Raw genomic sequence first — 24,293 nt, 5'->3', positions numbered from 1 at the left:
CGGTGCACATGAGGCCTTCGCGAGCAAGCTCGCTCCTACAGGGCAGCGGGGACTAGCCCGGTACGCGGCGAATCTTCGCGCCGAGCATCTGCAGTTTCTCTTCGATGCACTCATAACCACGGTCTATGTGGTAGATGCGGTCGATCAGGGTGTCGCCTTCGGCGCACAGCGCCGAGATCACCAGGCTGGCCGAAGCACGCAGGTCGGTGGCCATGACTGGCGCGCCCTTGAGCTTGTCGATGCCGGTAACGATAGCGGTGTTGCCTTCGACCTGGATCTTGGCGCCCATGCGGTGCAGTTCATACACGTGCATGAAGCGGTTTTCGAAGATGGTCTCGATCACGGCACCGGTGCCTTCGGCAATTGCGTTCAGGGAGATGAACTGCGCTTGCATGTCGGTCGGGAACGCCGGGTACGGAGCGGTACGCACGTTGACAGCTTTTGGCCGCTTGCCGTGCATGTTCAGCTCGATCCAGTCTTCGCCAGTGGTGATCTCTGCGCCGGCTTCCTTGAGTTTTTCCAGTACGGCTTCAAGGATGGTCGGATCGGTGTCCTTGACCTTCACGCGGCCACCGGTCACGGCAGCGGCAACCAGGTAGGTGCCGGTCTCGATGCGGTCAGGCATGACTTTGTAAGTGGCGGTGTGCAGACGCTCTACACCATCAATAGTGATGGTGTCGGTGCCAGCGCCGGAAACTTTGGCGCCCATGGCGTTGAGGAAGTTGGCCAGGTCGACCACTTCCGGCTCGCGCGCGGCGTTCTGCAGCACGCTGCGACCGTTGGCCAGGGCAGCAGCCATCATGATGTTCTCGGTACCGGTGACGCTGACGGTATCGAAGAAGAAGTTCGCGCCACGCAGGCCGCCTTCCGGCGCCTTGGCCTTGATGTAGCCGCCTTCGACGTCGATGACTGCGCCCATGGCCTCAAGGCCACGGATGTGCAGGTCGACCGGACGCGAACCAATGGCGCAACCGCCAGGCAAGGCCACTTCGGCTTCGCCGAAACGGGCAACCATCGGGCCCAGCACCAGGATCGACGCACGCATGGTTTTCACCAGTTCGTACGGGGCGATCAAGGTCTTGATGGTGCGCGGGTCGATTTCGACCGCCAGCTTCTCGTCGATCACCGGCTCAATGCCCATGCGACCGAACAGTTCGATCATGGTGGTGATGTCGTGCAGGTGCGGCAGGTTGGCCACAGTCACCGGGCCATCGCACAGCAGGGTCGCTGCCAGGATCGGCAAGGCAGAGTTTTTCGCACCGGAAATGCGGATCTCGCCATCAAGGCGGGCACCGCCGGTAATAATCAATTTATCCATAAGAATCTCGACGCCTTGGGGGCTCAGGTGCGCTCGGCCCAGGCCGCGCGGCTGAAAAATTTCATAGTGACCGCATGGATGCTGCCATCGGTGATCCATGGGTTCAAATGGGCATAGATCTGCTGCTGACGCTTGACCGGGCTCAATGCCGCCAGTTCATCGCTAATCACGTTCAGCTGGAAATTGCAGCCTTCGCCTTCAACTTCTACAGTCGTTTCCGGCAGCTTTCCTTCAAGGAAGCTCTTAACTTCTAGGGCCTGCATGCTCAACCTCTATCGGCGCCCAGTGCGCACGGGTCGCACATCATACAAAAAAGCCCCGCGCCTGCGAACCCCGCATAGCAGGACTCTGACGGGGGGCTTCTTTAATAATGTGTATTAAGGATGCGCCAACAGCTCGGTCAAACCGGAAACTTCGGCAATTTCGCGCATGTCTTCTGGCAACGCACGGATGCTGACCGGTTTTTTCGCCGCCTCGGCATCACGCATGAAGCACAGCAACAACGACAGGCCAACACTGCTGGACTTGGTCACCGCCGAGCAATCGAGCACCAGTTCTGGCGCCTTGCTGGCCTTGATCAGCGCCTGGCCCTGCTTGCGCAGGTCAGGCCCGGTGCGGTAATCCAGCACGCCGCTGAGGAACAGCTCGCCGGCATCGCCGATACGAACAGCCGACTCGGTCATTGCGCAGGCTTCCCGGCAGCTTTGTCGGTTTCTTCCTTGGCCTTGGCCACTTCACCGGCCCAACCATTGATGGTCTTGTCCAGGTCGTTGCCATTGCGCTGCATTGCGTCGGCGAACTGATCACGGAACAGCTTGCCGATGTTGATACCGTTGATGATCACGTTGCGCAGTTTCCACTCGCCGTTGATCTTCGTCAGGGTGTAGGACACTGGGTACACGGCGCCATTGCTGCCGGAGACTTTCATCCCGACTTCAGCACGGTCGCCCGACTCGTCCTTGGGCGCATCAACGACAATGCCCTGGTTGTTGTATTCCAGCAGAGCGTTACCGTAGAACTGGAACAGGCCCTTCTTGAAGTTTTCCTGGAACGTCTGCATCTGCGCAGGCGTAGCCTTGCGCGAATACTTGACCGTCATGATGCTTTTGGAAATACCTTCAGCATCGACCACAGGGCCAACGATCGTGTTGAGCGCGTTGTAGAACTTGGAAGGGTCTTGCTTGTACTGTTCTTTGTTAGCCTTGAGGTCAGCCAGCATTCTGCTGGTGGTGTCCTGCACCAAATCGTGGGCAGAACCTGCCGCGTTGGCCATCATCGGCAATGCTGCAAGCAGTACCAGCAGGCCACGTCGCAAGGTAGAGATCATGAACAGATTCCTCATTTGGCGTCTTTATTGACCGTATTGAGCAAAAATTTTCCGATCAGGTCTTCAAGCACCAGCGACGACTGTGTGTCGTGGATGGTCGAACCATCCTTGAGCAGGGCTGTTTCCCCGCCCACGCTGACACCGATGTACTTCTCGCCCAGCAACCCCGCAGTGAGGATAGATGCTGTGGAGTCAGTCGGCAGATTATCTACCTTCTTGTCCAGTTGCATCGTCACCCGACCGGTAAAGCTGTCGCGATCCAGATCGATTGCCGTGACCTTGCCGATGGTGACACCGGCCATGGTCACTTTGGATCTGACCGTCAAACCGGCGATATTGTCGAAGTACGCGTAAAGTTTATAGGTATCGGCGGTAGGGCTGGCCGAAAGGCCGCTGACTCGCAGGGCCAACAACAGTAAAGCCAGGATGCCAGCCAGCAAGAAAAGGCCGACACCGATTTCCACAGTGCGGTTTTGCATCAGAAATCTCCAAACATCAAGGCGGTCAAAATGAAGTCAAGGCCCAGTACCGCCAGCGAGGCGTACACAACGGTCTTGGTAGTGGCACGACTGATCCCTTCTGAGGTGGGCTCACAGTCATAGCCTTGGAATACGGCAATCCAGGTCACCACAAAGGCAAAGACAATGCTCTTTATGATGCCGTTGAGCACGTCACCGGTGAAGGTCACGCTGTTTTGCATGTTGGCCCAGTAGGAGCCGTCGTAGACCCCCAGCCAGTCAACCGCCACCCACGAACCGCCCCAGATACCCACCACGCTGAAGATCATCGCCAGCAATGGCAGGGAAATGAAGCCGGCCCACAGGCGCGGGGCAACAATGTACTTGAGCGGGTCCACGCCGATCATTTCCAGGCTGGACAGCTGCTCGGTGGACTTCATATTGCCGATTTCAGCCGTCAGCGCCGAACCTGCACGCCCCGCGAACAACAAGGCGGTGACCACGGGGCCAAGCTCGCGCAACAGGGTCAGGGCCACCATCTGCCCTACCGCCTGCTCCGAGCCGTAGCTGGAGAGGATATTGAAACCCTGCAGCGCCAGCACCATGCCGATGAACACGCCGGAGACCACGATGATCACCAGGGACATCACCCCCACCGAGTGCAGCTGCTTGACCAGCAGGCCAAAGCCGCCGCCGATGCCGCCGCGCCCCAGCAAGGCGTGGAACAGGAAAATGGTCGAACGCCCCAGCACTTCGACGATGTCGATGCCCGAGCGACCGAAAAGGCGAACCTTCTCGATAAGAGATGTCTTGCGCATCAGCGCTTCCCCAGAAGATCTGAGCGGTAGTCCGCTGCCGGAAAGTGAAAAGGCACCGGGCCATCGGGGTTGCCGGTCATGAATTGGCGAATACGCGGGTTATCGGCATTCATCAACTCTTCAGGCGTACCCTGCCCCAGCACCTGACCATCACCTACTACATACAGGTAGTCGGCAATGCTCGCGGTTTCGGCCAGGTCGTGGGACACCACGATACTGGTGATCCCCAGTGCATCGTTGAGCAGGCGGATCAGGCGCACCAACACGCCCATGGCGATCGGGTCCTGGCCCACGAATGGCTCGTCGTACATGAGGATCTGTGGGTCGAGGGCGATGGCCCGTGCCAGGGCGACACGGCGCTTCATGCCGCCGGACAACTCGTCCGGCATCAGGTCGATGGCACCGCGAAGGCCCACGGCCTGCAGTTTCAGCAACACGATGTCACGAATCATCTCGTCGGACAGCTGGGTGTGCACCCGCAGCGGGAAGGCCACGTTTTCGAACACATCGAGGTCGGTGAACAGCGCGCCGCTCTGGAACAGCACGCCCATGTGCTTGCGCGCATCGAACAGATCGCTGCGCGACAGCGTCGGCAGGTTCTGGCCGTTGACCCACACTTCCCCGGCACTGGGGCGCAATTGCATGCCCATCAGGCGCAACAGGGTGGTCTTGCCGCAACCGGAAGGCCCCATGATGCCCGTGACCTTGCCGCGAGGAATGCGAATATCGACGTTATTGAAGATGCTGCGCGTCCCGCGCTTGAAGGTAAGACCCTTCAGCTCGACCGCGTAGGCGTTATCGGCACTCATCTAATCTCCTTGGGATGCAGCCTTTCACTCAGACACCATGTGTGCGACTTTGGTTTTCAACTGATGCGCAATAGTAAGGCACATGGGTTGGGCGGACCGAACTGGCGGCGAACTATATCACTGCTGGTACAGAGCGCCCAAGGCCGGAACAGCGCTGGTTCAGATTTGAGACAGGGAAAAAACGTTGCTTGCTATGTTACCGAAGGTGCTTTTCAGTTATCCCGCGCACAAAGCCTGACGAACTTGCGTGAGGGAATCGATCATTACCGCTATAATCGCCGACTTTTCGTCAGGCTATACGATTTCAGACATGAGCCAATCCAGCGACCTTATTCAATCCGCACAACGCACCATACGCCTTGAGCTTGAAGCCGTAGAAGGCTTGCTGGCGCATATCGACGCGGATTTCGTGCGCGCCTGCGAGATGATTCTGGCCAGCAAGGGCCGCGTTGTGGTGGTCGGCATGGGCAAGTCCGGCCACATTGGCAACAAGATCGCCGCGACCTTGGCGAGCACCGGGACCACGGCGTTTTTCGTGCACCCGGCCGAAGCCAGCCACGGCGACATGGGCATGATCACCAAGGATGACGTGATTTTGGCGCTGTCCAACTCCGGCACCACCAACGAAATCGTGACCCTGTTGCCGCTGATCAAGCGCCTGGGCATCCAGATGATCAGCCTCACAGGCAACCCTGAGTCAACGCTGGCCAAGGCCGCCGACGTCAACCTGAACGTGCACGTGGCCCACGAGGCCTGCCCGCTGAACCTGGCGCCCACCTCCTCCACCACCGCCGCACTGGTGATGGGCGATGCCCTGGCGGTGGCACTGCTGGAGGCTCGCGGGTTTACCGCTGAAGACTTCGCGTTTTCCCATCCCGGTGGTGCACTGGGCCGTCGCCTGTTGCTGAAAGTGGAAAATGTGATGCACAGCGGCACAGAATTGCCGAGCGTTCCACGCGGCACCCTGCTGCGGGATGCGCTGATGGAAATGACCCGCAAGGGCTTGGGCATGACCGCCATCGTCGAGACCGATGGTCGGCTGGCCGGGATCTTCACCGACGGCGACCTGCGTCGCACCCTGGACCGCACCATTGATATCCACACCGCCACCATCGACGCCGTGATGACCCCTCACGGCAAGACCGCGCGCGCCGAAATGCTCGCGGCTGAAGCGTTGAAGATCATGGAGGACCACCGGATAGGCGCACTGATCGTGGTCGACCACGATGATCGGCCGATCGGGGCCCTTAACCTTGGCGACTTGCTGCGCGCAGGAGTGATGTAAATGACCAGCGACCTGATGCAACGCGGTAAAAACATCAAACTGGCGATTTTCGACGTTGACGGCGTGCTGACGGATGGCCGCCTGTACTTCCTCGAAGACGGCAGCGAATTCAAGACCTTCAACACCCTCGACGGCCAAGGCATCAAGATGCTGATGGCAGCGGGCGTGCAAACCGCAATTATCAGCGGTCGAAAAACACCGGTTGTGGAACGCCGCGCACAAAACCTCGGTATTCCTCACCTGTATCAGGGCCGCGAGGATAAACTGGTGGTGCTGGACGAGCTTCTTGGCCAACTCAACCTAAGCTATGAACAGGTCGCCTATCTGGGCGACGACCTGCCAGACCTGCCGGTGATTCGCCGGGTGGGCCTGGGCATGGCCGTCGCGAATGCCGCAGCGTTTGTGCGCGAACACGCCCATGGCATCACCACCGCCCGTGGCGGCGAAGGTGCCGCCCGCGAGTTCTGCGAGTTGATCCTGCGTGCCCAGGGCAGTCTTGAAGCGGCCCACGCCGCCTACCTATAGAGCGTTATATGCTGAGCAAAAAGATTCGCAACTTCCTGTTATTCGGGGTCATCGCCGCGCTGCTCCTGGCGGTGGGCTACTGGAATATCAGCCCGGAGCGCTTTCTCGACAAGCCTGTTGCGCAGGTTGACGAAGGCCTTATCGACTATTACGCCACCAATGCCTACAGCATTCAGTACCTGCCCGACGGCAAGGTGCAGTATGAATTGACGTCGGACAAGGTCGAACACTTGAAGGTAGCCGACGTTAGCCTGCTGACCAATCCGGACCTGAACCTGTATCGCGGCACCGAATTTCCCTGGCACGTCACCAGCAAGCGTGGCGAAGTGAACGCGGACGGCACCGAAGTTGAACTGATCGACTCGGTTCGCGTCGCACGTACAGACGCGCAGAACCGCGACACCATCATTACCAGCAGTCGCATGACCGTATTCCCACAGAAGCAATATGCGCAGACCGAGCAAGACGTTAGAATCGACGGCGCTGGCGGTGTATCGACTGGCAAGGGAATGAAAGCGTATTTGAAAGAAAGCAGGATACACCTGCTATCGAACGTAAGAGGACAGTATGAGGCTCGTTAAAACCCTCCCTATTTTGCTCGGTCTGGGCGCAGCACTGGGAAGCGTGAGCGCCTGGGCTCTGCCGAACGATAGCCAGCAACCGATCCACATCTCGGCTGACGATGCGCAGCTCGATGACAAGAAAGGTGTCGCCACCTACACCGGCGGCGTAATCATCACCCAAGGGTCGATGAAGATAACCGGCAACACGGTGACCCTGACGCGCACCCCGGCAGGCGACATTGACGTGGTGACGTCGGTGGGCAACCTGGCTTATTTCGAGCAGAAACAGTCCGCCACCGACACCGGCCCGATGAAGGGCTACGGCAAGACTATCCAGTATCACGCCCAGCAGAATCGCATCGTACTGATTGACCAGGCCAAGGTGCTGAGCCCGGACGGCAACTCCACGGAAGGTGAAAAAATCACCTATGACACCGTGAAGCAGATCGCTAACGCCGGTCGCGCCAACGGCAACAAGGTCACCGCACCCCGCCCACGCATCGACATGGTTATCCAGCCGAAGAAGAAGGCCGAGTAATGGCAACCCTGAAAGCCCAGCATCTGGCCAAGGCCTATAAAAGCCGCCAGGTGGTACGCGACGTCAGCCTGTCGATCGACAGCGGCCAGATCGTCGGCCTGCTAGGCCCTAACGGTGCCGGCAAAACCACCTGCTTCTATATGATCGTCGGGCTGGTCCAGGCAGACCAGGGTCGTGTATTGATCGACGACCTGGACGTCAGCCACCAACCCATGCACGGCCGTGCACGGGCAGGTATCGGCTATCTTCCCCAGGAAGCGTCGATCTTCCGCAAACTGTCGGTAGCCGACAACATCATGGCGATCCTCGAGACCCGCAAGGAACTTGATCGCGATGGCCGCCGCCAGGAGCTGGAAAGCCTGTTGCAGGAATTCCACATCAACCACATTCGCGACAACCTCGGCATGAGCTTGTCCGGTGGTGAGCGTCGCCGCGTGGAAATCGCTCGCGCCCTGGCGACTGCGCCGAAATTCATCCTGCTGGATGAACCCTTCGCCGGTGTCGACCCGATTTCGGTGGGTGACATCAAGCAGATCATCCATCACCTCAAGGCCAAGGGCATTGGGGTGCTGATCACGGACCACAACGTACGCGAGACCCTGGATATCTGCGAAACCGCTTATATCGTCAACGATGGTCAGCTGATTGCCGAAGGCGATGCCGAGACGATCCTGGCTAACGAGCTGGTGAAGGAAGTGTACCTGGGTCACGAGTTCCGCCTGTAAACACAGGGGTATCGCGCTTTTCCCTTGAGCGCGCGGGAGTCAATAGAAACCTCGGTTTTTTTATTGTTACCGCGCTCTAGGCAAAGGCCCCGAGATCAGGCATATAATTTGCTTATGTTTGGCGCTCACGCGCCCTGTCGTGGATGGCGCATTGCGCCGGCGAATAAGGTGTTAAGCCCCTGCCATGAAACCATCGCTAGTCCTGAGAATGGGCCAGCAGCTGACGATGACACCGCAGCTGCAACAGGCCATCCGCCTGCTCCAATTGTCGACCCTGGACCTGCAACAGGAAATCCAGGAGGCCTTGGAGTCCAATCCGATGCTCGAACGCCAGGAAGAAGGCGACGACTTCGACAACGCAGATCCGCTGGCCGACAACATCGAGCAAAAACCCAATCCCGACGTGCAGGAACCCTCCTATCAGGAAACCGCCCCGACGGTGGACAACCTGGAGGAAGGCGACTGGAATGAACGCATTCCCAACGAGCTTCCCGTGGACACCGCATGGGAAGACGTCTACCAGACCAGCGCCAGCAGCCTGCCGAGCAACGATGACGACGAGTGGGACTTCACCACCCGTACGTCGGTGGGCGAGAGCCTGCAGAGCCACTTGTTGTGGCAACTGAACCTGGCGCCGATGTCCGATACCGATCGCCTGATCGCGGTCACCCTGATCGACTGCATCAACAACCAGGGCTACCTGGACGAAACCCTCGACGAGATCCTCGAGGCCTTCGACCCGGAACTGGACATCGAACTGGACGAAATCGAAGCCGTCCTGCACCGCATCCAGCAATTCGAACCCGCCGGCATTGGTGCCCGCACGCTCAGCGAGTGCCTGTTGCTGCAACTGCGCCAACTGCCGGCCAAGACGCCATGGCTCACCGAAGCGCAACGGCTGGTCAGTGACTACATCGACCTGTTGGGCAGTCGCGACTACAGCCAACTGATGCGCCGCATGAAGCTCAAGGAAGATGACTTGCGCCAGGTCATCGAGCTGGTGCAAAGCCTCAACCCGCGTCCGGGCTCGCAGATCGAATCCAGCGAAGCCGAATACGTGGTCCCCGACGTCATCGTGCGCAAGGACAACGAACGCTGGCTGGTGGAGCTGAACCAGGAGTCGGTACCGCGTCTGCGGGTCAACCCGCAGTACGCCGGTTTTGTGCGCCGCGCTGACACCAGCGCCGATAACACCTTCATGCGCAACCAGTTGCAGGAAGCGCGGTGGTTCATCAAGAGCCTGCAAAGCCGCAACGAAACCCTGATGAAAGTCGCGACCCAGATCGTCGAGCACCAGCGCGGTTTCCTGGAATACGGCGACGAGGCCATGAAGCCTCTGGTGCTGCACGACATCGCCGAAGCCGTCGGTATGCACGAATCGACGATTTCCCGGGTCACCACGCAGAAATTCATGCATACCCCACGGGGTATTTATGAGCTGAAATACTTTTTCTCCAGCCACGTCAGCACCTCCGAAGGCGGCGAATGCTCGTCCACGGCGATCCGCGCGATCATCAAAAAACTGGTTGCCGCGGAAAATCAGAAAAAGCCGTTGAGTGACAGCAAGATCGCTGGTTTACTGGAGGCACAAGGCATTCAGGTCGCCCGTCGAACCGTCGCCAAGTACCGCGAGTCCCTAGGGATCGCGCCTTCCAGCGAGCGTAAGCGTTTGATGTGACGGGCGGGCCACAGCGTTCCAGTGGTGGGTATTCCTGCCCACCGCTTTATGCACTGGCAACGAAGGAGAAGCTGTATGCAAGTCAACATCAGTGGACACCAGCTGGAAGTCACCAAGCCCCTGCGTGAATACACCGAGAGCAAACTGAACAAGCTTGCGGGGCATTTTGACAAGATCACCAACGTGCAGGTCATCATGGAGGTCGATAAGCTCAAGCAGAAAATCGAGGCCACCCTGCACGTACCGAATGCCAAGCTCGTCGCCAATGCGGAACATGAAGATATGTACGCGGCAATCGACTCGCTCTACGACAAGCTCGACCGCCAACTCATAAAGCATAAGGAAAAGAATCTGCACCTGATGCAAGGTACAGGTCGTTAACTCTCCCCCCATGATCCGACTTGAAACCATCCTGACCCCCGGCCGCTCCCTCGTGAACGTGCCGGGCGGCAGTAAAAAGCGCGCCCTCGAACAAATTGCCAACCTGATCAGCAGCCAAGTGCCTGAGCTGGAGATGCAAGATGTTTTCGAAGCCCTGATCGCCCGTGAAAAACTCGGCTCGACCGGTTTTGGCAACGGCATCGCCATTCCTCACTGCCGTCTCGAAGGCTGCGATACCCCGGTCAGCGCTCTGCTGCACTTGGAAAAACCCATCGACTTCGACGCCATCGACGGTGCCCCGGTTGACCTGCTGTTCGTTCTGCTGGTCCCGCAAGCCGCCACCGATGCGCACCTGGAACTGCTCCGGCAGATCGCCAGCATGCTGGACCGCAAGGATGTACGCGACAAACTGCGCAGCGCCTCCAGCAATGAAGCGTTGTACCAAGTTGTCCTGGATGAACAAAACGGGCAGTAATCATGCGTTTGATCATCGTCAGCGGTCGCTCCGGCTCGGGTAAGAGCACCGCCCTCAATGTGCTTGAGGACAACGGCTTCTATTGCATCGACAACCTGCCAGCCGGCCTGCTGCCAGAGCTGGCGGAACGTGCATTGATCCATACCGAATTGGCACAGCCACTTGTGGCTGTCTCGATTGATGCGCGCAACCTGCCCAGCCACCTCTCGCGGTTCCCGGAACTGCTGGAAGAAGTGCGTGCCAAGCACATTCATTGCGATGTGCTGTACCTGGATGCCGACGAAGAAACCCTGCTCAAGCGGTTCTCCGAAACCCGTCGACGCCACCCCCTCAGCAGTGCCAACCGCTCTCTGGCCGAAGCCATCGAGGACGAGACCAAACTGCTGGGGCCGATCATTGACCTGGCCGACCTGAAGATCAACACCACCAACCTGAACCTGTATCAGCTTCGCGATGCGATCAAGCTGCGCCTGCTGAACCAGCCTGAGCCGGGGACGGCGTTTCTGGTCGAGTCGTTTGGCTTCAAGCGCGGCATGCCGGTAGACGCCGACCTAGTGTTCGATGTTCGCTGCCTGCCCAATCCTTACTGGAAGCCGGAATTACGTGATCAGTCGGGGCTGGACCAGCCTGTGGTCGACTACCTGGCCGCACAACCGGACGTAGAAGAGATGTTCCAGGATATCTCCAGCTACCTGCTCAAATGGTTGCCGCGCTTTGCCGCCAGCAATCGGGCCTATGTCACCATTGCCATTGGCTGCACCGGCGGCCACCACCGCTCGGTCTATTTGACTGAACGGCTGGGCCAGGTGCTGCAACAAACCCTCAAGAACGTCCAGGTTCGCCACCGCGACCTGAGTTGAAAGGAACACCTGCGCGATGCCTGCTCTGGAAATTGAAATCATCAACAAGCTGGGCCTGCACGCCCGGGCGTCGGCTAAATTCGTCGGCGTGGCCGGGCAGTTCCCCTGCCAGATCCGTGCTGGGCGTACGCCAGAGTCCATGGTCGATGGCAAGAGCATCATGGCGATGATGATGTTGGCGGCCGGGAAAGGCACCAAGATCCACCTGAGCACCGAAGGTGAGCAAGAAGACGAAGCAATGGCCGCGCTGGTCGAGTTGATCAACAACTATTTCGACGAAGGCGAGTAACCCCTACTGTAGGAGCGAGCTTGCTCGCGAAAAACGTCAACGATAACGCGGGCATCGTTGTTTAACGCGGTGCTCTTGCGTTCTTCGCGAGCAAGCTCGCTCCTACATAGATAAAGCCATCCTCAGCCCAACGCCGTATCCATCACCATCATCAGGCAAAACCCGAGGCACAGCCCAAGGCTGGCGAGCTTTTCATGGCCATTGCGGCGCGATTCGGGGATGACTTCATGAGTCACCACCAGCAACATCGCCCCAGCGGCCAGCGCCAGACCCAACGGCAACAACACTTCTGCAAGGCTCACCAGCCATGCGCAAAGCACCGCAAATACCGGTTCAACCAAGCCTGATGCAGCGCCAATCAGGAAGGCTTTGACCCGCGACATTCCCGCCCCAGCCAATACCAACGCAATCACCAACCCTTCAGGTACATCCTGCAGGGCAATGCCCATGGCGAGACTATCGGCATCCGCCATGCCTCCGCCCGCAGAAACACCCACAGCCATGCCTTCAGGAATGTTGTGCGCAATGATGGCAAACACGAATAACCAAATACGCGGCGGGATAACCGGCTTATCCGCTGTACCCACCAGCATTTCCGGGCTGGCGCCAGAGACCTTGCGGTCCACCAGGTACAGGCCGAACGCTCCGAGCATGATGCCGAAGCTGATCAGGCCACCGGCGCCCCAGGGTGACAGCCCCAGGCTTTCAGCAGCCGCGATACCCGGCACGACCAGGGAAAACGCGGTCGCCGCCAGCATCACACCAGCCCCAAAGCCCAGCAGGGTATCGCTCAGCGCCATCGGCATGCGCCGAATCACCAACACCGGCACCGCCCCCAGCGCGGTGCCGAGCGCGCAGATCGCCCCGCCCTGCAAAGCACGCAGAATGCGCGGTTCCAGGTTCAACCAGGCCAGCCCATGGGCCACCAATAACGCAGTACCTGCCAATAGCAGCAGCGTGCCAAACGCATAACGAAACATTCGTACGCTACCGATCGCCAGTGTTTGAGTGCCCATAGTCGGCCTTAGATCTTGTTATGGAGTGAGTGTCAGGCCAAGGCCGCCTGATAGCGCGCGGCAACTTCCGGCCAGTTGATGACGCTGTAAAAGGCATTGATGTACTCGGGTCGTCGGTTTTGATATTGCAGGTAGTAAGCGTGTTCCCAGACGTCCAGACCGAGGATGGGTGTATTGCCGCTCATCAGCGGGCTGTCCTGGTTGCCGCTGCTTTCCACCACCAGCGTTTTCTGTGGGGTAACGCTCAACCAGGCCCAGCCGCTGCCGAAACGCGTCAATGCCGCCTTGGTAAACGCCTCCTTGAAGCTGTCGAAACCACCCAATTGCTCGTCGATAGCCTTACCCAGCGCGCCATCGGGTTTGCCGCCCCCTGTCGGTGACATGACTGCCCAGAACAACGAGTGGTTCGCATGCCCGCCTCCTTGGTTGACCACGGCAGCGCGTAATTTCTCCGGCAATGTTTGGACGCTGGACACCAGCTTCTCCACCGGCCAGCCGGCGAACTCAGTGCCCTCGACCGCAGCATTGAGGTTATTGATGTAGGTCTGGTGGTGCTTGGTGTAGTGAATTTCCATGGTTTGCGCGTCGATATGCGGCTCGAGGGCGTCGTAGGCGTAAGGCAAGGCCGGCAAGGTATAGGTCATATCAATGTGCTCCATAGTGGGACGTGGACGTTGGCGTCGCAGCACTGCCCAGTAGCCGATGAGTGCGTGGGTATTCGCCGTGATCGCTGATGAAATTCAGCAGCTCGACGTAGGTCTTGCTGCTCTGGCGCAGCGCGGCCTCGCGCAATGACGGGCTGAGGCGCGGGTCCTGCATGGTCTGCAAAAGGCGCTGATGAATAGCGCACAGGTATTCCGCGCTTTCCTCAGGCTGGTTCAGACGCAAGTGCAGGTCTGCCAGGTTGTGATGGGAAATGACGCAAGCGGCCACCGCTTCGTCAGCATCCGCCCAGCGTTCGAACAACACTTGGGCCAGGGCCAGGGCTTGCAGATAGGCCTCGCGAGCGTCAACCAGCTCACCCGCCATAAAGCAGCGATTGGCCCGTTCGATCGTGCGTTTCCAGTGCTCCATGGTGAGCCTCCAAAGCAGGGTCGTTGATTACACGCCGCCAGCCGTGAGCTTTTCCGGGTCCAGCAGGACTTCCAGTTGGCTGCGCGGCAGGTCGGTGTGTTCGAGGGCGACCTCGATCACCGGGCGGCCTTGCTGATACGCCTTCTTGGCGATTTCAGCGGCTTTCTGGTAGCCGATGATCGGGTTAAGTGCGGTGACCAGGATGGGATTGCGTGACAGCGCTTCCTTGAGCTTGGGTTCGTTGACCTTGAAGCTGGCAATGGCCTTGTCCGCCAGCAACCGGCTGGCATTGGCCAGCAACTCCAGGCTGCTGAGCAGGTTCTGGGCAATGATCGGCAGCATCACATTCAGCTCGAAGTTGCCCGATTGGCCGGCCACGGTGATCACTGTGTCATTGCCGATGACCTGGGCAGCCACCATGGCGGTCGCTTCCGGGATGACCGGGTTGACCTTGCCCGGCATGATCGACGAGCCCGGCTGCAGCGCCTCCAGTTCGATTTCACCGAGGCCAGCCAATGGGCCGGAGTTCATCCAGCGCAGGTCATTGGCGATCTTCATCAGTGACACCGCCGTGGCTTTCAACTGGCCAGAGACTGCAACGGCGGTGTCCTGGGAGCCAATCAGCGCGAACAGGTTCTTGCCAGGGGTGAACTTCACCCCGGTCAAAAGGCTCAGTTGCTGGCTGAAGCGCCCGGCAAACTCGGGGTGCGCGTTGATCCCGGTACCGACCGCCGTGCCGCCCTGTGCCAGTGCTTGCAGCGCCGGCAGCAGGTCCTGCAAGTGGCCGATATTGGCCTTGAGCTGCTGCGCCCAGCCGTTGAGCACCTGGCTCATGCGCACCGGCATGGCGTCCATCAAATGCGTGCGGCCGGTCTTGATGAACGGGTGAACTGCCTCGGCTTTTTGCTCGATGACCTGCACCAGATGCAGCAGGGCCGGCAGCGTTTGCTCATGCAGCACCAACGCGGCACTGACGTGGATGGTGGTGGGGATGATGTCGTTGCTGCTCTGGCCGCAATTCACATGATCGTTGGGGTTAACCGCCTCGCCCAGCAAACGGCTGGCAAGCGTCGCGATCACTTCGTTGGCGTTCATGTTGGAGCTGGTGCCGGAGCCGGTCTGGAAGATATCCACCGGGAAGTGTTGCATGTAGTCGCCTTCCAGCAGGCCTTGGGCGGCATCGACAATGGCCTTGCCCTGCCCTTCGCTGATTTGCTTGAGGTCGACGTTGACCCTCGCGGCGGCGGTCTTGGCCAGGATCAGGGCGCGGATGAATTGCGCCGGCATGGGTTGATGACTGATCGGAAAGTTGTTCACCGCACGCTGTGTTTGTGCGCCATACAAAGCTTCTTGCGGCACATGCAGTTCGCCCATGCTGTCGCGTTCGATACGGGTGTTACTCATCATTAGATCCTTGCACCAAGTCAGAAACGGAAATCGAAGGCAGTAATTCGCAGCTCGCCAATTGCCAGGCAAAGGTCTGCCAGCGCTTGAGGCGGCAGGCACAGTGGGAGAGTTTTTCCAGGTCGCGCAGTGGTCGCCAGGCCTGGTCCAGGCACAGGGAGCGCCAATGCCAGGGCAAGGCGACATCAGCGGCGGTGTCGATCAACAAGCGGAATGAGGTTTCGGCGATCGTCCACGGATGGGTTGCGGTGCAACACGCCAGGTACCGACCTTCGTTCAGGTAATGCTCGATCAGGCGGGGTTCATTGGGATCCAGGCCACAGCGAATCTGGCGGCTCATCCAACGCCAGCTTTCCAGATAGGGATCCTCATGCAGGACAGAACTCATGAGCCACACTCACTCGGTAATGATATTTATTATTAAATGATATTGAGAATCAAAACAAGAGTGGCCTATTGATCCTGCGAAAAGAGCTGCAATAAAAAAGGCGCGCCATCTTGCGATGGCGCGCCTTTTGAGGACGTGCTGGAGGATTAGCTGCCAGCGACCGTCATGCGTTCGATCAGCACCGAACCCGTACGGATATTGCTGCGCAGTTCCAGGTCGTTACCCACGGCAACGATCTGCTTGAACATATCGCGCATATTGCCGGCGATGGTCACTTCCTGGACGGCGAACTGAATTTCGCCGTTCTCCACCCAGAAGCCCGCCGCACCGCGCGAGTAGTCACCGGTGACCATGTTCAGGCCATGGCCCATCAATTCAGTCACCAGCAACCCACGCCCCATACGCCGCAACAACGCGGCCTGGTCTTCATCGCCATGGGTCACGAACAGGTTATGAACGCCCCCCGCGTTGGCGGTACTGGGCAGGCCCAACTTGCGACCGGCATAAGTGCCCAGCACATAAGACACCAGCTCACCTTTCTCGACAAACGGCTTGGCATAGGTCGCCAAGCCATCGCCGTCGAACGACGAACTGCCCATGGCGCGCATCAAATGCGGGCGCTCGTCGATGGTCAGCCACTCAGGAAACAGCTTCTGGCCGATGGCGCCTTCCAGGAACGAAGACTTGCGATACAGGTTGCCTCCTGAAATCGCCCCCAGGAAGCTGCCGAATAAACCACCGGCCAACTCTGCGGAAAACAGCACAGGCACTTCGCAGGTCGGCACCGGGCGCGCGCCCAGGCGGCTCGCAGCCCGTTGCGCCGCACGCTGGCCAATGCTTGCAGGGTCTGCCAGTAAATCGCCTTGGCGGTTTACGTCGTACCAGTAATCACGCTGCATCTGCCCGTTGGCTTCGGCAATCATCACGCAACTGAGGCTGTGACGCGTGGAGGCATAACCACCGATAAAGCCATGGCTGTTGCCGTAGACGCGACAACCCTGATGGGTGCTCAAGGTGGTGCCGTCCGCATTCTTGATGCGGGCATCGGCATCGAAGGCTGCCGCTTCGCAGGTCAGCGCCAGCTCGATGGCTTGCTCAGGGGTGATATCCCAGGCATGGAACAGGTCAAAATCCTGCACCTCCTTGGCCATCAGCGCCTTGTCGGCCAGGCCCGAGCTTTCATCCTCGGAGGTGTGCTTGGCAATCGCCAGTGCTGCGGCGACGGTCTCGCGAATTGCCTCAGGGCCACTGGCGGAAGTGCTGGCCGAGCCTTTGCGCTGGCCCGCATACAAGGTAATGCCAAACCCTTGGTCACGATTGAATTCAACCGTTTCCACTTCCCGCTGGCGCACCGAAGTCGACAACCCTTGCTCCAGCGACACCGCCACTTCACAGGCGCTGGCCCCCTGGCGCTTGGCCTCGGCAAGGATCTGCTCGACTTGTTCCTGCAGTGCCGGTAACGCTTGTGGACCGACGCTTTGGGCTGCACTCATGGTTTTCTCCACTCAAATTCTGCTTTCGGTAATGGCCATCGAGCGACCGGGCCGGACAAGCGGCCCCCGACTGGTTATCATGGCGGCGTTTCTTTGCGGACTGCCACCATGGTTGATTCTTACGACGACTCCCTCGATGGGGAGAAAAGCAAAACCCAGGTCAAACGCGAGCTGCATGCTCTGGTTGACCTTGGCGAGCGCCTTACAACGCTCAAAAAGGATTTGGTTGCCAAACTGCCACTGACCGACGAAATGCGTCGGGCCCTGGCCGATGCGCCCAAGCACACCGCGAATATCGCGCGTAAACGGCACATCTCGTTTATCGGCAAACTGATGCGCGATCAAGACATTGACGCCATTCTGACTTTGCTCGATCAAACCGATGCCTCCACTCGCCAGTACAACGAACGCTTCCACAACCTGGAACGTTGGCGTGACCGCCTGATCTCGGGCGATGACGCGGTGCTGGAGAAATTCGTACTGGACTACCCGGACGCGGACCGCCAGCAATTGCGCTCCCTGATCCGTCAGGCTCAGCACGAGCTGGCGCATAACAAGGCGCCAGCCACCAGCCGTAAAATCTTCAAGTACATCCGTGAGCTGGACGAGACTCAACGCGGCCTGCGCTGATCCTCTTCCCCGGGTGGCGGTCTTCGCCACCCGAAGCTCCGGTTCCTACGATCCCGTGCCACCCACGGTAATCGCATCAATTTTCAAGGTTGGCTGGCCGACACCTACCGGCACCGACTGCCCATCCTTGCCGCACGTGCCCACGCCGCTGTCCAGCGACAGGTCGTTACCGACCATCGACACTTTGCTCATGGCTTCCGGCCCGTTACCAATCAACGTCGCCCCTTTGACCGGCGCGGTAATCTTGCCGTCTTCGATCAGGTACGCCTCGCTGGTGGAGAACACGAACTTGCCGCTGGTGATATCAACCTGGCCGCCGCCGAGGTTGGCGCAGTAGATACCGCGTTTGACCGAGGCAATGATTTCTGCCGGATCGCTTTGGCCACCGAGCATGTAGGTGTTGGTCATACGCGGCATTGGCAGGTGCGCATAGGATTCACGGCGACCATTACCGGTGCGCGCCACGCCCATCAGGCGGGCGTTGAGCTTGTCTTGCATGTAGCCCTTGAGCACGCCGTTCTCGATCAGGGTGGTGCATTCGGTCGGCGTACCTTCGTCATCGACACTCAGCGAACCACGGCGGCCGGCCAGGGTGCCGTCATCGACAATGGTGCACAGCTTGGACGCAACCATTTCGCCCATGCGCCCGCTATAGGCGGAACTGCCCTTGCGGTTGAAATCGCCTTCCAGGCCATGGCCCACGGCTTCGTGGAGCAACACGCCAGACCAACCCGAGCCCAGCACCACCGGCAAGGTGCCGGCCGGTGCCGGTATCGCCTCCAGGTTGACCAATGCCTGGCGCAGCGCCTCACGGGCATAGCCCATGGCACGGTCGTCAGCGAGGAAATAACGGTAGTCGGTGCGCCCGCCGCCGCCATGGCCACCGCGCTCGCGGCGCCCGTTCTGTTCGACGATCACGCTCACATTGAAACGCACCAGCGGCCGCACATCCGCCGCCAGCCCACCGTCGGTGGACGCCACGAGGATGCGCTCCCACACGCCGGCCATGCTTACGGTCACTTGCTGGATACGCGGGTCCAGAGCGCGGGTAGCTGCGTCGATACGCTTGAGCAGCTCGACTTTTTCCGCACGGCTGATCACTTCCAAGGGGTTATCCGGCGCATACAACTGGGCCACGTCCTGGGTACTGAATGCCTGCACCGTGCCATTCTGGCCGGCACGGGAAATCGAACGGGCGGCACGCGCCGCCAGGCCCAAGGCCTCCAGGGTGATCGCATTGCTGTAGGCAAAGCCGGTCTTCTCACCCGATTGCGCGCGAACGCCTACGCCCTGGTCAAGGTTGAAACTGCCTTCCTTGACGATCCCATCTTCCAGCGCCCATGACTCGGAAATCTGCCCCTGGAAATACAGGTCAGCCGCATCGATACCCGGCCCGGCCAGATCGCCGAGCACGGTTTGCAGGCTTTCGATGGTCACGCCACCGGGTGCCAGGAGGTGATCACTGACTGAGGACAACAACTCGCTCATAGGTTTGGCCTTAAATTCATCGTTCTGAAGCAGGCCGCTGCGCGCCCTGCGAGAAAAAGCGCCGGTGATTGGCCACCGGCATGCGCGCCCGTATCGACGCCTGTTCACTGCTATCGCGTTCGGCCAGTAACACCGCTTCGCCTTGATCCTGTTGCGCCAGCACTCGGCCCCAAGGGTCGACAATCGCTGCGTGGCCAAAAGTTTCCCGTGGCCCTGGATGCACACCACCCTGGGCGGCCGCCAGCAAGTAGCACTGGGTTTCAATGGCCCGCGCACGAATAAGCACATCCCAGTGCGCAGCCCCGGTCACCGCCGTGAAAGCCGAAGGCGCGGTAATCAGTTCAGCCCCCGCCGCGCGCAACTCGCTGTACAGCTCCGGGAAACGCAGGTCGTAACACACCGTCAACCCCACACGGCCCACCGGCGTATCCGCCACCACCACCTGGTTACCGAAAGCATAGTCGTCAGATTCGCGATAACGACCGCGAGCATCCGCTACGTCCACATCAAACAGATGGAGTTTGTCGTAGCGAGCGACGATTTCACCCTGATCGTTGATCAGCAGCGAGCAAGCATTGGGTTTGGCGTGGGGCTGGTCCTGGGGCGGCAACGGCAATGTGCCGGCCACTATCCATAAGGTGAGGTCGCGGGCGGCCTGTTTCAACCAGGGCAGCACAGGCCCTTGGCCCAACGCCTCGGCGCGGCCAATGTCGGCCACATCGCGGCGCCCCATGGCGGCGAAATTCTCTGGCAGCACCGCGAGTTTCGCGCCGCCGGCCGCCGCCTGTTCCAGCAGGCGACGCGCCTGGGCGAGGTTGGCCAGCACGTCACTCTGGCTGACCATTTGAATTACCGCAAAGGACATGGGCCGACACTCCATACAGGGCATGGGGCCATGCTACTCCACAGGCTCTCAGTTTGGCTTTTCAAATGGCTTGTCGAAGGTGATTTTCGGATCCTTCCAAGGGCCCTGCACCTTGTATTGCACACTGGCAAAGCGCGAAACCCGGTCACCGATCAGCTTGTCGATCAAAAACAGCGCACCGCCAATGGCCGGCGCGCCGACAATCAGCGCTGCAATCGGCAGGTTGTTGGTCACAGGCAAGGTGACCAGCAACTTGGCGTCGACGCGATCGGCAACCAGATCCAGGGTGCCGTTAAGCTCAAGATTGGTGGAAGGCCCGGTCATGGTGATGGGCTCGCGGGTCACGAACACACCATTACTGGCGGCCAACAAGCCTTTGACCCGGTCATAACTCAAACCCTTGCCGAACAAGTCGGAAAAGTCCAAACGCAAACGCCGGCCAATGGAGTTGAAGTTAAGCAGGCCAAACACTCGCAATGCCTGGGCCCCGCCCTCCACTTCGACGAACTGACCTTTACGGAACGCAGCATCCAGGCTGCCGGAAAAGCGCTTGGGCCCGACCCAGGCCGGCGAACCCGGCCAGCGGCCATCCACGTCCAGATGAAAGTCTTCGCTGGTCACCGTAGGCGCAAAGCCCCAGCCCTTGAGCACGTCGGCAATGTTGCGGCCATCAAGGCGGCCCTTGTACCAACTGCTGCTGGCGCCTGGCGCACCTTCCCAACCCCCGGCGCCCTTGAGCAGCATGCCCTTGAGGCCCAGGTCGAGGTTATTGAAGGCCAGGCCCTTGGCGGTGGGGCGGATCCTCAGCGACCAGGCGCCGATCAGGTCCGAGCCCTGGAACAACTGGTCGACGGCAATATCCAGCGCCGGAATGCTTTTTGGGTCGATATCGGCCAGCGGGTCCGGCGCGTTTTCGTCCGCCTGCGCGGTCGGGTCTGGCGCAGGCAATTTCACATACTTGAGGTTGACCGCAATCGGCGCGCCTTTGGCGTCCGGCAGGTTCACCGCGCCCTTGGCTTGCTGGCTATCGAGTTGCAGGCCCCAGGCCGCTGGTTTGCGATCGAGCTGCAAGCTGACCTGGTCAAACTGGGTACCAAACCCGGTCAGCTTGCCCACTTTGAAGTCCGCACCGCTGAGCAGTTGCTTGGCATTGCCACCTGGATCATTGCCCGCGTAGCGATCCACAAGTTTCTTCCAGGGATCGATATCCAGTTCCGACAGCACGCCACGAATGCGCAGGCCCTTGGCCCCCGGCAGCACGGCATCACCATCGCCTAGGAACAGTTCGCCGCGGCCATCATTGAACTTGTCCGGCGGCGCAGCAAAGGTGAAGTTAGCCAGCTCGCCGTAATCAAACCAGTAACGGCGCTCAGCGCCCTGCAAAGTCATGCGAAAGGTGCTGTCACGTCCCTGGCTGGCCGGCATGCCGAACGGTGCCGGCAGGTCCACCGCGACACCCTTGAGGTTGGAATTGACCATTAACTGGCTGTCTGCGCCGTCGAGGATCACTTGCAACTGGTAGGGAATATCGCCGGAGAACGGCAACGGCTGGCTGATTTTCAACCAGTCCGTGAGGCGCTTGACGGTGACCTGACCATTGGCGGTCACGCGAGTGCTGATATTGCCCGGCTTGCCTTCGGCAAAAATCTGCGCCGTGATGGGGCGGTCGAACGCCTGGGCCGAAATCTTCTGCCCGCTCAGGCCCTTGGCGCTGTCGAAGCGAAAATCACCCTTGAGCTGGGTCAGTTCCAGGGGCGGTTCCGCCAATTGCAGGCGCGCCTTGTCGGTCTTGAAGTCCACCACGATCTTGGGCTCAGTGCCTTTGGCCAGCGGTACGTCCAAGTCCAGGCTACCTTGCAGGTCGCCCTCGCCTTTCCAACCGGCGAACGTAGGCGCCGTGCCGATAGGGGCTTCTTGAAGGATCTTCAGGCCGTCGCCCAAACCGCCGGAGAACCCGCCCGTGAGCAGCAGATGACTGTCCCCGCCCGCTGGGGCGTGGGGGATATTGACGTAGACATCCTTGACCTGGGTGTCGAGCAACTGGCCCTTGCTCGCCAGGATGCGTACGCCGCTTTCCTCGACGAACACTTCACCATTGACCTTGTTCACATGAGGCCAGCCGGGCTGGAAGGCCAGTTCGGCATCATGCACCTTGAAGAACAGGCTGATATTGCGCGACGCCGGCAGCGCATTGTGGCTGAGCGAACCCTGGTACTGGAAGAAGCCTTCGTCCACCGCGCCCTTGAGGATCGCCGTGCGCAGCCATTCATCCAGCGCCGGGCTCAACACGGCCGGTAGGTACTTGGGAGTGAAACGGCCATCGCCATCGACCATGCCGACCCGCAGGTCCATGTAGTCTTCCTGGCTGTGGTCGAAATGCAGGCGAATCAGGAAGTCCGCCGCCACCTTGCCTTCCTCGCCCAGTACCTTGATATACGGGGCAATCAGGGTGAAGCCTTGCTTGTCCAGCTTCCAGGTCAGGCGCGCATTGGCCTGGATGTACTGCCAAGGTTTGGCGAAGATCGGATACAGATGCAAGGAAAAGTCCTTGCTGTCCATGCGCAACTCGCCCTGGCCCAGGTCGCCACTGATGCTGCCGGACACATTGCGTGCGGCCGGCGCGCCAAAGTAGGCATCGAAGCCGACACGCTCCAGGTTGGCGGCAAAACTGAGTTTGCGGTCAGTGGTGTCTTGTGGTCGGAAGTCCACCAGCACATTGCGTAACAGGCCGGTGGCTTTGAGGTGTTCGACGGCCTTGGCAAAGCCGTCCGGCAGCGGTGCCAAGGCGTTGAGCAGCGGTGTGATGGGAGTGAGGTCGAGACGATCGGCCTGCAACTTCCACACTTCCTGCTCCTTGTCGGTGGCCAGGCTTTGCTGCAATTGCAGACGCGACTCCCAACGGGTTTCGCCAATGTTCATCGCCAGGGAATCGAACAGCACCTTGAGGCCAGTGTCACTGCGCTGCAGGTAGGCGCTCAGGGCCAGGTTTTCAAGGTGTACCGGCTTACGGTCGGCGTAGCTGCCCTTCACTTGGGGCGAATTGAGGCGTACCGCCGCGCTTTGCACCGTACCCTTGGCCCAACTGAGCCACAACTCGCCGCCGGCCTTCAATTGCGTCAGCTTCCATTGCTGGGTCAGCCTCGCGGGAATCCACTTGGCCCAGTCGCTTTGCGGCAGGCTCAGGTAGGCATCGACCTCAGCGTCTTGCCACTGGCTGGCGCGAATGCGGCTACGCAGGCTGACGGCCAACGGTTGGCCATCGGGCAAGGTCAGGCGAGCGTCCAGACGCTGCTGGCTCATGCCGGTATGCAGGCTCAGGCCCACATAGGTCACGGTCACCGGCGCCTGGTCGAACGGTTGCAGGGTCACCTGGCTGTCCAGCACCGACACGCGCTTGACCATTTGCATGCGCGTCAGCAGTTGCTGCGGGTCCAACGGCTGGTCGTCCTGCACCGGCAAGCCTTGCAGGGTCCAGCGGCCGTCCTGGTCTTCCTTGACACTCAGTTGCAGGCCACTGACTTGCAGATGAGCGATGCGCACTTCGCGGGCCAACAGGCTGGCCCATATATCCGGCACCACTTCCACCTGATCCAGGCGCAAGGCACTGCTACCCTCGCCGACCATGACGTCGTGAGCCAGCAATACCGGGGCAAACCCGCTCCAGCGGCCTTCAAGGCTACCGATATGCAGCGGCGTCTCCAGCGCCGCCTGAGCCTTGGCTTCGACTTCGGCGCGGTATTCGGCCACCAGCGGGGTGAGTTCGCGCCCCAGGCTCACGTACACCGCTGCCAATACCAGCAACAAGGCGCACAGGCCCAGGCCCCAACGGGTCAAAGCGGCAAAAAAGCGTATCAGACGCTCCATGTCAGGCGACCCTCAAAAAACA

At 59.9% G+C, this 24,293-nt stretch carries 27 protein-coding genes; 11 read left to right on the top strand and 16 right to left on the bottom strand.

Annotated features, from left to right (window positions below; translation table 11 throughout):
* Nucleotides 1-52 precede the first annotated feature (52 nt).
* The 7 genes from murA to QK296_RS07335 all read right to left on the bottom strand — a co-directional run bounded on the left by murA (nt 53) and on the right by QK296_RS07335 (nt 4,730).
* Nucleotides 53-1,318: a UDP-N-acetylglucosamine 1-carboxyvinyltransferase gene (murA, locus tag QK296_RS07365; protein WP_003188598.1), complete on the bottom strand. Its 1,266-nt coding sequence runs from the start codon at nt 1,316-1,318 to the stop codon at nt 53-55.
* Between the two features lie 23 nt (nt 1,319-1,341).
* Nucleotides 1,342-1,581, bottom strand: coding sequence for a BolA family protein (locus tag QK296_RS07360; RefSeq protein ID WP_003188597.1), 240 nt, complete (start codon nt 1,579-1,581; stop codon nt 1,342-1,344).
* A gap of 114 nt (nt 1,582-1,695) precedes the next feature.
* Entirely contained in the window at nt 1,696-2,001 is a 306-nt protein-coding gene (locus tag QK296_RS07355; RefSeq protein WP_003188596.1) for an STAS domain-containing protein, read from the bottom strand.
* Entirely contained in the window at nt 1,998-2,645 is a 648-nt protein-coding gene (locus QK296_RS07350) for an ABC transporter substrate-binding protein (RefSeq protein ID WP_094774465.1), read from the bottom strand. The genes QK296_RS07355 and QK296_RS07350 overlap by 4 nt, the downstream gene beginning before the upstream one ends.
* A gap of 11 nt (nt 2,646-2,656) precedes the next feature.
* Nucleotides 2,657-3,124 carry an outer membrane lipid asymmetry maintenance protein MlaD gene (gene mlaD / locus QK296_RS07345; RefSeq protein WP_003188593.1) on the bottom strand — a complete coding sequence of 156 codons (468 nt, stop codon included), beginning with the start codon at nt 3,122-3,124 and terminating at the stop codon, nt 2,657-2,659.
* Nucleotides 3,124-3,921 carry a lipid asymmetry maintenance ABC transporter permease subunit MlaE gene (gene mlaE, locus QK296_RS07340; RefSeq protein ID WP_003188592.1) on the bottom strand — a complete coding sequence of 266 codons (798 nt, stop codon included), beginning with the start codon at nt 3,919-3,921 and terminating at the stop codon, nt 3,124-3,126. Before mlaE ends, mlaD begins: the two co-directional genes overlap by 1 nt.
* Nucleotides 3,921-4,730 (bottom strand): ATP-binding cassette domain-containing protein, encoded by an 810-nt coding sequence (locus tag QK296_RS07335; protein WP_003188590.1) that lies wholly within the window; start codon nt 4,728-4,730, stop codon nt 3,921-3,923. The genes mlaE and QK296_RS07335 overlap by 1 nt, the downstream gene beginning before the upstream one ends.
* Nucleotides 4,731-5,040: 310 nt before the next feature.
* Here QK296_RS07335 and QK296_RS07330 point away from each other — a divergent pair, with 310 nt between their 5' ends.
* From QK296_RS07330 to QK296_RS07285, 10 genes are all read left to right on the top strand, one after another.
* The gene (locus tag QK296_RS07330) at nt 5,041-6,015 is read left to right on the top strand and encodes a KpsF/GutQ family sugar-phosphate isomerase (RefSeq protein ID WP_003188589.1); all 975 of its coding nucleotides are present in this window, start codon (nt 5,041-5,043) and stop codon (nt 6,013-6,015) included.
* Nucleotides 6,016-6,540 (top strand): HAD family hydrolase, encoded by a 525-nt coding sequence (locus QK296_RS07325; protein ID WP_003188588.1) that lies wholly within the window; start codon nt 6,016-6,018, stop codon nt 6,538-6,540. It abuts the gene before it with no gap.
* 8 nt (nt 6,541-6,548) lie between these two features.
* Nucleotides 6,549-7,121 carry an LPS export ABC transporter periplasmic protein LptC gene (gene lptC, locus QK296_RS07320; protein ID WP_003188586.1) on the top strand — a complete coding sequence of 191 codons (573 nt, stop codon included), beginning with the start codon at nt 6,549-6,551 and terminating at the stop codon, nt 7,119-7,121.
* The gene (gene lptA, locus QK296_RS07315) at nt 7,108-7,641 is read left to right on the top strand and encodes a lipopolysaccharide transport periplasmic protein LptA (RefSeq protein WP_003188584.1); all 534 of its coding nucleotides are present in this window, start codon (nt 7,108-7,110) and stop codon (nt 7,639-7,641) included. Before lptC ends, lptA begins: the two co-directional genes overlap by 14 nt.
* A complete protein-coding gene (gene lptB, locus QK296_RS07310; protein WP_003188582.1) occupies nt 7,641-8,366 on the top strand; it encodes an LPS export ABC transporter ATP-binding protein in 726 nt (241 codons plus the stop codon). The genes lptA and lptB overlap by 1 nt, the downstream gene beginning before the upstream one ends.
* 184 nt (nt 8,367-8,550) lie before the next feature.
* Nucleotides 8,551-10,044, top strand: coding sequence for an RNA polymerase factor sigma-54 (locus QK296_RS07305; RefSeq protein ID WP_003188580.1), 1,494 nt, complete (start codon nt 8,551-8,553; stop codon nt 10,042-10,044).
* A gap of 75 nt (nt 10,045-10,119) precedes the next feature.
* On the top strand, nt 10,120-10,425 hold the full coding sequence (raiA, locus tag QK296_RS07300; protein WP_003171804.1) for a ribosome-associated translation inhibitor RaiA: 306 nt from the start codon (nt 10,120-10,122) through the stop codon (nt 10,423-10,425).
* 10 nt (nt 10,426-10,435) lie between these two features.
* The gene (gene ptsN / locus QK296_RS07295; protein WP_003188579.1) at nt 10,436-10,900 is read left to right on the top strand and encodes a PTS IIA-like nitrogen regulatory protein PtsN; all 465 of its coding nucleotides are present in this window, start codon (nt 10,436-10,438) and stop codon (nt 10,898-10,900) included.
* Between the two features lie 2 nt (nt 10,901-10,902).
* Nucleotides 10,903-11,760, top strand: a complete 858-nt coding sequence (rapZ, locus tag QK296_RS07290; protein ID WP_003188578.1) for an RNase adapter RapZ — start codon at nt 10,903-10,905, stop codon at nt 11,758-11,760.
* Nucleotides 11,761-11,776: 16 nt separating this feature from the next.
* On the top strand, nt 11,777-12,049 hold the full coding sequence (locus QK296_RS07285; protein WP_003188577.1) for an HPr family phosphocarrier protein: 273 nt from the start codon (nt 11,777-11,779) through the stop codon (nt 12,047-12,049).
* A gap of 122 nt (nt 12,050-12,171) precedes the next feature.
* Here QK296_RS07285 and QK296_RS07280 read toward each other — a convergent pair whose 3' ends face one another.
* The 6 genes from QK296_RS07280 to pmbA all read right to left on the bottom strand — a co-directional run bounded on the left by QK296_RS07280 (nt 12,172) and on the right by pmbA (nt 17,424).
* On the bottom strand, nt 12,172-13,065 hold the full coding sequence (locus QK296_RS07280; protein ID WP_094774467.1) for a ZIP family metal transporter: 894 nt from the start codon (nt 13,063-13,065) through the stop codon (nt 12,172-12,174).
* Nucleotides 13,066-13,097: 32 nt separating this feature from the next.
* Complete coding sequence (locus QK296_RS07275; protein WP_034134872.1) at nt 13,098-13,709, bottom strand: superoxide dismutase; 612 nt, start codon at nt 13,707-13,709, stop codon at nt 13,098-13,100.
* Nucleotide 13,710: 1 nt separating this feature from the next.
* Nucleotides 13,711-14,139, bottom strand: coding sequence for a hypothetical protein (locus QK296_RS07270; RefSeq protein WP_003188573.1), 429 nt, complete (start codon nt 14,137-14,139; stop codon nt 13,711-13,713).
* Nucleotides 14,140-14,166: 27 nt separating this feature from the next.
* Nucleotides 14,167-15,543, bottom strand: a complete 1,377-nt coding sequence (locus QK296_RS07265; RefSeq protein WP_003188571.1) for a class II fumarate hydratase — start codon at nt 15,541-15,543, stop codon at nt 14,167-14,169.
* Nucleotides 15,536-15,931, bottom strand: a complete 396-nt coding sequence (locus tag QK296_RS07260; RefSeq protein WP_003188570.1) for a hypothetical protein — start codon at nt 15,929-15,931, stop codon at nt 15,536-15,538. Before QK296_RS07260 ends, QK296_RS07265 begins: the two co-directional genes overlap by 8 nt.
* A gap of 146 nt (nt 15,932-16,077) precedes the next feature.
* Nucleotides 16,078-17,424: a metalloprotease PmbA gene (gene pmbA, locus QK296_RS07255; RefSeq protein WP_003188569.1), complete on the bottom strand. Its 1,347-nt coding sequence runs from the start codon at nt 17,422-17,424 to the stop codon at nt 16,078-16,080.
* Nucleotides 17,425-17,532: 108 nt separating this feature from the next.
* Between pmbA and yjgA the strand changes: the two genes are divergently transcribed.
* A complete protein-coding gene (gene yjgA / locus QK296_RS07250; protein WP_003188568.1) occupies nt 17,533-18,054 on the top strand; it encodes a ribosome biogenesis factor YjgA in 522 nt (173 codons plus the stop codon).
* A gap of 45 nt (nt 18,055-18,099) precedes the next feature.
* On the opposite strand, the gene tldD is transcribed toward yjgA, so the two are convergent.
* The 3 genes from tldD to QK296_RS07235 are packed head-to-tail and all read right to left on the bottom strand — an operon-like array spanning nt 18,100 to nt 24,271.
* Nucleotides 18,100-19,542: a metalloprotease TldD gene (tldD, locus tag QK296_RS07245; RefSeq protein ID WP_003188566.1), complete on the bottom strand. Its 1,443-nt coding sequence runs from the start codon at nt 19,540-19,542 to the stop codon at nt 18,100-18,102.
* 16 nt (nt 19,543-19,558) lie between these two features.
* Nucleotides 19,559-20,407, bottom strand: coding sequence for a carbon-nitrogen hydrolase family protein (locus QK296_RS07240; RefSeq protein WP_003188564.1), 849 nt, complete (start codon nt 20,405-20,407; stop codon nt 19,559-19,561).
* Between the two features lie 48 nt (nt 20,408-20,455).
* Nucleotides 20,456-24,271, bottom strand: a complete 3,816-nt coding sequence (locus QK296_RS07235; protein WP_169855807.1) for a YhdP family protein — start codon at nt 24,269-24,271, stop codon at nt 20,456-20,458.
* Nucleotides 24,272-24,293 lie beyond the last annotated feature (22 nt).

Source organism: Pseudomonas sp. AL10 (assembly GCF_029960685.1).
Lineage (GTDB): Bacteria > Pseudomonadota > Gammaproteobacteria > Pseudomonadales > Pseudomonadaceae > Aquipseudomonas > Aquipseudomonas lactis.
The sequence above is the reverse complement of the archived record's forward strand: the minus strand, read 5'-3'. Positions and strand labels throughout refer to the sequence as shown.